Source organism: Burkholderia sp. Nafp2/4-1b (genome assembly GCF_003635165.1).
In the GTDB taxonomy this organism is placed as follows: Bacteria; Pseudomonadota; Gammaproteobacteria; order Burkholderiales; family Burkholderiaceae; genus Burkholderia.
This window is the reverse complement of record NZ_ML058673.1, coordinates 1-8,077: the sequence shown is the minus strand read 5'-3', so window position 1 is coordinate 8,077 and position 8,077 is coordinate 1. Positions and strand designations below refer to the sequence as shown.

The window sequence follows — 8,077 nt, the reverse complement described above, 5'->3', positions numbered from 1 at the left end:
ACCGTGAACGTGTGCAGCGGCGTCGCGCATTCGCTGACCGACATCGTCGACATGTGCCGCGAGATCTCGGGACATGACCTCAGTGTCGAGGTCAACCCGGCGTTCGTTCGTGCGAACGAGGTCAAGATGCTGACCGGCGTGCGGGGCAAGCTGCGGGCCGCCGTGCCGGACATCGCGCCGATCGATCTGCGTTCGACGCTGCGGTGGATGCTTGCGACAGACTAACGCGGTCGCGCGGCCCGCAATGCGCGTCCTGCACTTCTACGAACGTACAAATCCGACGCGATGGGGCGGCTCCGCCGCGGCAGCCCACGGTACCCCTCCGTCTCTTAAGTACAAAGGCATCAGCTCGCTCATCGCCATTCATCACGGAACCAAAAAACAATGTTCGCGATCTTTCGGCGCTGTTGCGTGCTGCTCCTCAGCTTGATCGTTGTCTACCCTGCACGGGCAGACAATAAATACATACTTTCGTTAGGCGGTGGCGTCGCACCACGCTATCAAGGCAGCAATCAGTATCGAATCACTGTGGCCCCTGCATTTTCCGCACTACTCTCGAACGGGATTTTTATCGATACTCGGTACGGAGCAGGTTACTGCTACGCATCGCCGCGCGGTATCGGATTTGCATCCGTCGCACTCTCGTATTCCAGGGGTCGCATGGATTCGGACAGTTTTATGGGACAAGGTTCGAATCATTTGAGGGGTATGGGGAACGTGCCCGGTGCTGTCATTGCCCGCCTGCGTACAGGCCTACGTGATAGCGACGGCTTGGAATTATCGGTGACAGTCGATGCACCTCTCATGCAAGTGTCCCGCGGATTTGCCGGACATGTTGATCTCGCTGTACCGGTATTTCGCTCGGGAAGGAACGACATCGTCCTGACGGGAAGCGTGCATGCGGCCACCGGCCGTTACATGCAGACGTTTTACGGGGTGACCCATGCACAATCGGCGTCAACCGGATTCCGGCCGTACTCGTTGACGGGGGGCGTTCACAGCGCTTCGCTGTCTGCCATTTTGACTCACGTCGTGTCGCGACATTGGTCTCTTCTTGCGACTGCCGGGATATCACGATTGCTCGGCCGGTACGGCGACAGCCCCATCGTTCAGACGCGCAGCAATTACTATGGCTGCGCGGGCGCTAAATATCAATTCTGAAGCTAGTTCTAAGAGTTTCAACACACATGCAAACATCACATGGGACGCCGCGTTTCGTCAGAGCGAACTCGTTCCTGCTGAGCAAAGATCGCTTTTCCGCTCAAGCTGCGAGTTGTTTGGGTCGAGAGCCATCGGCAAAACGAATTGCAGGGACAGCCAACGGCATGTAAAAGCGCCCCTATGCTCCGTCGACGAAGCGGTGATGTAAAGCAATTGCTTCAGTCTGATCAAAACCCAATCGGTCCTCGATAAACAAATTCACGGCGAAAGGCGAAAACGTCGGCCAGCACTGCGTCCACCGATTCACTCAAATGACGTTTTGAAAAATTGTCAATGTCGATAGAACGAACGTATTCGAAGGTGCCGTTTTTGCAAATTACAGGCATGCTAAACATAAGTCCCTTGGGGATATCATGCGACCCATCCGAAGGTACGATCATCGATACCCACTTGCCATTAGTACCTTCAATCCAATCGCGGAAATGCGAAATAATTCCGCGTGCGTGAGTTGACGCTTGGATAGCGCACGTTCCAACACCCTCGGTTACGCTTGGGCGAACCAAATGAGAGTGTACGATAGCGCGATCATAGCCGCGTGCGGCCACGAGAGTCGGCACTGGCCTACGTCCGATTCGGGCAAAGCGAAAATCAGGGTAGAGAGGGTATCGCTGTTTTCCCCAGACAATGAGTCGGTCGATTGCATACGGATTCGCGTCGCACAGCGAGGCTAAGCGATGCAATATGTCATCGTAGTCAGCGCGAACCGTAGCAGTGATGGCATCGCTCGGCAGATCGGGAGTAAAGCATCGAAGGATCCAAGCGCGTATATTCGCATCGTCGCCTGCCACCGTCACCTTGACGTCACGTCGAGCGCCGGCATTCAAGGCTTGGCCAAAGGCGCGCAATAGCAGGATATCCAAGTTTAAAAGCCCAGGTTTTTGGGCTGCGGACTTGCGAGGAGGATCGAGAAGGATCACGTAATCAGCGTCCCGAAATGCCGTATGCGGATCGATCGCAATCTCAACTGACTTCAGCGTGTTCACGCCCACGGTACTCAGTCGAGTTGCTAGCGAGCGCAGCTGTCTTAGGCGTAGACCATCATCGAGTAAGACGAGCGCAACGGGCCGATCGGGTCCAAGTAGTTCGCCGCGCGCGATAGCGGCGAGCAGTGCCTGTGCAATCTCGCCGGAAGCATGAGTCACGGCAACGCGTTTGGCTGAACTGTCCATGGTCTCTATTCACTCGTGAGTCGACATCAATTGGATGGTGTTGAAACGGCTCGCAGTATCCAGTCATGGGTGAACAACCGTGTGCGGCAGCGCGGAAAGTAGGGGGCAAGCAAGGCGCTATTGCCGGCGCAGTGAGGGAATTATAGAGGTCAATATTATATTGTCGATATAATATTGAGGGATACATATTTGTTGTGAGATGTATGCCGAACGTGTATGGTTTGTGGGTCCTTGGCCCCCTTCGGCGCCAAGGACGTGGCGGGCCTTGATATGCCGTGCTGTTAGTGAAGGTGTTGACCGCCGTTGATGGCAATATTGGCGCCCGTAATGAACCCGGTCTCGTGAGATGCCAAGTATCGAACGAGGCTGGCGACCTCTTCCGGTTCTCCCAGGCGACCAACGGGAATCTCCGGCAGAATTCGCGTTTGCACGATTTCGGGCGAGATTGCGTTTACCATCCGAGTGGCAATGTAGCCTGGTGAGACGGTATTTACGGTAATGCCCTTGTTGGCGAATTCAAGGGCAAGGGACTTGGTAAACCCGTGAATTCCGGCTTTGGCCGCGGCATAGTTCGTTTGGCCGAATCCACCTTTCGAGCCGATCACAGATGCGATATTGATGATGCGCCCCCACTTCTTTTCGAGCATGCCATCGCACCACTGTCGGGTCATGTTGAACATGGAATCGAGGTTGGTGCGTAACACGGTTTCCCAAGCCATGCGATCGAGCTTGCGAAACGTCGCGTCCCGGGTAACGCCAGCATTGTTAATCAAGATGTCGACACTGCCAATTTCGGCGCGGATTGTTTCCGCGCATCGAGCGCACGACTGGAAGCACGCTACGTCGGCTTCGTAGGCGTGCATAAGTCGACCACTTTCCCGCATTCTGGCGAGCCATGTTTCTGCGGTGGTATTTTGAGGAGAGTAAGTGGTTACAACTTGATAACCGGCGTCGTGAAGCGCAATGCTAATTGCTTCTCCGATGCCGCCCATTCCTCCCGTGACCAAGGCGGTCTTCCCGCATCCCGGAAAGGACATTTCAATGCCTGCTGTCATTACGCCTCCTTGATGAAACGAAGTAAAACCGTTATCGAGATATTTAGCGTTTACAACGAACTTGCCAGGTAGCGCCTCTCTCGAGAAAATAAAGCCGATGGGTAGCAATCATACGTGGCGAGTGCTTAATCAGTGGCGGTTATTTCTTGAGCGAACGCTTGGTGCAATGGTGTGGCTGACTTTAAAAAACGTACCCGAGCGTCATTTCGCGCGTGCATCACGAGAATGACGCAAGCGTCTCGTAGATCCGAAAGTTTTATACTGCCAGATAAATAGACGCCAAATGGATGGTTCGACTGTGATGGCTCTGAGTCGAGGCAAGTTAACTCCATCGATAGCTACTCTGTTGACAAATTTTCAGATAGAATGTCTCAATTCTGAATTGAAGATGCGATGGTAATCGTTTGCGTGACGGTGCTCAATATAAATCGTTTCAAAAATCGACCATGGCAACGTGGGTTTGAGTATTTTTGCGGTGGAGTGAAATTGTGGGGAGTATTGTTGTTTTTCGTGCATTTATTTTTGCGCACTCAGCACGTCACGCGCATTGCGCAGTAAGGCGATGAGTGCAATGATTGCCCTGTTGAATCGGGGCGGGCGGTGCATTGGTAGTATCGATCCGTGAGTACTCTCACGTAGAAGTTCTCGCCAGCGCTCACATGCATCGATGGTGCGTTTATCGCCAAAGAGGTGTCCGAGTGCAGTTGCGTCATGTAGGTGACGAAGCACTACACCGACGTCCGTGGCCTGCATAAGGACGTTCCGCAGGTCAGACACAGACGTAATTGCGGCGTCAAGCAATTCCGCAACGGTGTCGTCATTGCCGTAAGTGTCGCGCAGCTTGCCGAGAAAAGCGGATGCAGATTTGTGCCGACGCGGCGAAGCGTGCCGTGCTGCTGGCATTCCGGGCGACTGTTCCATCACGTTCATTGAGCGTTGCAGATGGCGCTCGATCGCTTGCGCCAGTTGATCCAATGCCACGGGCTTGAGAAGGACCTCATCCATGCCGAAGGCTAGATATTGCGGCGCGTCATTGCTGAGTAGGCTTGCTGTGATCCCGATGATCGGTATGCGGGTTCCGGAATGTTTAGTTCCTTTTGCAGCCTCGATTTCGCGCCAGATTCGAGTTAGATTGGGTCCGTTTAGGCCCGGCATCTGGCAGTCGGTGATTAGCATCGCATATCGCCCATGGCGCAAAGCATCGAGTGCCGCGGCTCCGTCGCGGACCTCTATGTGGTGATACCCAAGTGCGCGCAGCTGTTCCCGGATTACGATCAAGCTCGTCGCCTGATCTTCTGCGACGAGAATCGGAAGTGTCGGAGTGAGCGAAGCCGCAAACAGTGGTTTTGCGATCGGATGCGATGATTCGCTCTCCTTGGTAGCTAAGAGGCATTCACATAGACTTCGAACTGAGCCCGTCAGTAATGGGGTGATGCTTAGTTTCGACGTGAACGCATTGCCAGACGATGCGACCGTAAAGCCGCCCGGGAGTGCATATGGAACCATCTGCACCACAGCATCTCGGTCGGTTGTTGAGGATGGAACATCAACGAAGGTGACATCCGCGGGAGTTGATTGCTCGACGACTTCCAGGCCGAGTCGACACAAGATGTCTGTAAGCGCTGTGTTGACCTCGACGCTTTGCACGACAACGGTAGCGCGGCGGCCCGTCAGTGTCGCAATGGGGTTAGGTTTCCGGCAGTACACGCGAGCAGGGAACGAAAGGCGGGCTGTAGTGCCGGTGTCGGGATGGCTCGACAATGCAAGCTCGCCTCTCATTAAAGCGGCAAGTTCCCGGCAGATGGATAGTCCCAATCCTGTACCGTCGTAATGCCTGTCGGTCGGTTGCCGCGCCTGTGTGAATGGTTCGAATATCCGCTGTAGCTCATCTTTCTCAATGCCGATACCGGTATCTTCGACGGAGATTGCGATCGTCTGCTCGTCGTCTATATCGTTGATGACGTCGATTGTGACTCTGATGTGTCCGTGTGATGTAAATTTGCTCGCGTTTCCAAGCAGGTTCATGAGGATCTGCCGAATTCGGAGGCCGTCTCCCAACACTGTACCGGCGAGTGAGGGGGAAATTTCAACGTGAAAGTTCAGCCCGCGTTCTGCGATGGCGGCGCTGAACGTCGCGCAAACTTCTTCTACGATTTCGCGCACGTCGATTGGCGTGCACTGGAGCGTGACGTGACCGGCTTCGATGCGAGAGAAGTCGAGTACGTCCCCAACAATTTGAAGCAAGGCCGTAGCAGCTGTCTGAGCCGTGCGGACCATGGCGGCCTGGCGGGCGTCGAGGTGAGTTGAGGCAAGCAATTCGAACAGCCCTATGACGCTTGACAGCGGCGTGCGAATCTCATGACTCATAGTGGCAAGAAAGCGCGCCTTGGCATCGGACGCGGCCTCGGCGGTTTGCCGGGCGGCCCGCAGTTCGTCGGCTTGCCGGTGTGAGTCCGTAGTGTCGATCCAGTAACCATCCCACTCAGTGTTTCCAAGCGCCGTCCCGCCGAACGATGCGCGGCTGTGCACCCAACGTTCGCCGTCCGGTGCCTTAATACGGAACTCAACGCTAAATCCGGTCTGGTTGTTCGCCGCAGCACGCAACGAATCTATGAGTTGGCGTTGATCGTCCGGATGGACGACGTCGAATGCGGCACGTTCATCGGCCATCATTTGCTCGGGTGTGAGCCCGAACAGGGGGTGTGGGTTACCTCCGACGTAGGGAAGTGACAAGTCTCCATCTTGTGAGCGCCTCAGTTTATAGACGATTGCTGGCAAATTCGATGTAATGTCGACCAGCCGCTGCTCACTCTCTCTCGCGCGCGCTTCGGCCCGCCGTACATCTGTTATATCCACCAAGGTTGCAAGTACGCCACCTCGGATGACTTCTGCAGTAGCCCCGTGAAGCTGCAGCTTGTCACGCGCTGTATCTTCTATATTTTTGTCGGGGCCCTCTCCGAATGGAGTGATCCAGTACAGTACGGAATGTTCTGTACCGCATCGATCGATGTATGTGCGTTCGCCGTGGCGGCTTGTTCGATCGGTGATTACTCGGGCGGACAATGATTCAAAGTGCGCATCAAGTTCCGAATCGAACGCACCTATTTGGGTTGAAGTTTTGCCGAGCATTAGAGCGACGGGGCGTCCGGTCAGAGCCTCGTAGCTGGTGTTTGCTGCGATTAGTCTATTGGAATTATCTTTCGCAACAAGCGGACATGGCACTGTGTGCAATAGCGCCTGATTGAACGCCAGTTGTTGAGCTAGTGCATTCTCGGAAATTCGGCGGCGTGTCACCTCGCGGCGAAGTCGGTGGTGCGCTATAGCGAGTACAGACAGTATGGCCAGCATGGTGGCAAGGGCGGGCCATAACCGAAGGAAGATCGACTTCCATGAAGCGCCGGCCGGTGACGAGGTCGCGAGCCATCGGCCGCGCAATGTTTGCCTTTCGGTGCTTGAGACGCTGGACAGGGCGCGGTCGAGTAGCGGGCCGAGTCGGCCGATTGAAGCTGCGACCCCGATTGAGAGCTTATGCTGAAGGCTGAGGGGTGTGAGGGTGCGGCTCCCACTTCGGCAAACCTGTCGTAGAACGTACGCGGTTTGGGCCTGATCCCCGATGTACGCGTCAGCCGTGCCTGTGGCCAGCGCGCGCAGGCCTGCGGCCGTTGACGCCGCCGGGATTGAAATGGCGCGAGGAAACAATGTTGCTAGCTCTTTCGGGTTCACTGTTTCGGGATCGTACAGCAGGCGTCGACCAATCGATCGATCATGGAAGACGGAGTGGCCGTCGGTTGTGATTCCGATCACTGGCGCGTTGAAATAAGCAGCCGCCAAGACGACGTATTTTCCATAGGCACGATCAAAATTCGCAGTCGCCAAAAGGTCAAGGTGCTTTGCTCGAAGCAACTCGAGTCCTTCTTGGGTGCCGGTATACGGCACCATCAATATCTTTACACCCAACCGCGTAGTAAGGAGTGTCACGAAATCGATTGCAAGGCCCGCCGGACGTCCGTCGGCATCAATTTGGGAGTAGGGTGCGGCATCCACATCGAAGCCCACTCGTAACACCGGTAGGCTCGTCAACCACTGGCGCTCCTCAGATGTAAGCAGTAGTGGCTCTGGAGTTTGTGTAGAGTTTGCGGGTAGCTGATATGCGTTGCCGAAGCGCGCGAAGCTAGCGTTGCAGTTCACCACGCCAGTGGGCGGCAATCCGGAACTTAATGCGCCCGGCGCGGCGAACGCTAATAGAGGAAAAAGCAGGGCAGTGGCTAAAGCTAGGTTGGCAAAAAGGCAGCTCGCTGCTCTGGCCCTCGCAGATTGGGCGTCCATGCAGACGGGTTCAGAGCGGGGACATCGCGCCCGAGGGCTCGTGACACCGTAATTTGCCGCTAGGCATCTTTCCGCGAAAATTCTGTTGAAGAGGGGAACCATTGGCTGCCTAAGTTGTCTGCATTGCTGCAGATGAACGTGTGATGCGGTGTGCGTGGTTGGGACTATTGCACTGGCTCACTATATCGGCGGGCGGACGCCGCTATAAAGTGCGGGCCGGGAGCGTGCACGCAAGTGATATAATAAGCTTATTACTGCGTTCATCAGTTGCTCCGAGAAACCCCCGTCCTTCAGGACGGGGAGGAA

Annotated in this window: 4 protein-coding genes and 1 pseudogene; 2 read left to right on the top strand and 3 right to left on the bottom strand. The window is 55.4% G+C overall.

Annotated features, from left to right (window positions below; genetic code table 11):
* Nucleotides 1-225, top strand: a pseudogene (locus tag C7H84_RS35745) (GDP-mannose 4,6 dehydratase); the annotation flags it as partial.
* A gap of 186 nt (nucleotides 226-411) precedes the next feature.
* Complete coding sequence (locus tag C7H84_RS35740) at nucleotides 412-1,161, top strand: MipA/OmpV family protein (protein WP_240462212.1); 750 nt, start codon at nucleotides 412-414, stop codon at nucleotides 1,159-1,161.
* Between the two features lie 227 nt (nucleotides 1,162-1,388).
* Here the strand turns inward: C7H84_RS35740 and C7H84_RS35735 are convergent, their stop codons facing one another.
* From C7H84_RS35735 to C7H84_RS35725, 3 genes are all read right to left on the bottom strand, one after another.
* Nucleotides 1,389-2,390: a malate dehydrogenase gene (locus C7H84_RS35735; RefSeq protein ID WP_121863174.1), complete on the bottom strand. Its 1,002-nt coding sequence runs from the start codon at nucleotides 2,388-2,390 to the stop codon at nucleotides 1,389-1,391.
* 281 nt (nucleotides 2,391-2,671) lie between these two features.
* Nucleotides 2,672-3,445 carry an acetoacetyl-CoA reductase gene (gene phbB / locus C7H84_RS35730; protein ID WP_240462211.1) on the bottom strand — a complete coding sequence of 258 codons (774 nt, stop codon included), beginning with the start codon at nucleotides 3,443-3,445 and terminating at the stop codon, nucleotides 2,672-2,674.
* A gap of 516 nt (nucleotides 3,446-3,961) precedes the next feature.
* Entirely contained in the window at nucleotides 3,962-7,771 is a 3,810-nt protein-coding gene (locus C7H84_RS35725) for an ATP-binding protein (RefSeq protein ID WP_162999517.1), read from the bottom strand.
* Nucleotides 7,772-8,077: the final 306 nt, after the last annotated feature.

Excerpts from the sequence above, each read along its gene's own strand:
- C7H84_RS35735 (WP_121863174.1), bottom strand. The coding sequence starts at position 2,390 with ATGGACAGTTCAGCCAAACGCGTTGCCGTGACTCATGCTTCCGGCGAG.
- phbB (WP_240462211.1), bottom strand. The coding sequence starts at position 3,445 with ATGACAGCAGGCATTGAAATGTCCTTTCCGGGATGCGGGAAGACCGCC.
- C7H84_RS35725 (WP_162999517.1), bottom strand. The coding sequence starts at position 7,771 with ATGGACGCCCAATCTGCGAGGGCCAGAGCAGCGAGCTGCCTTTTTGCC.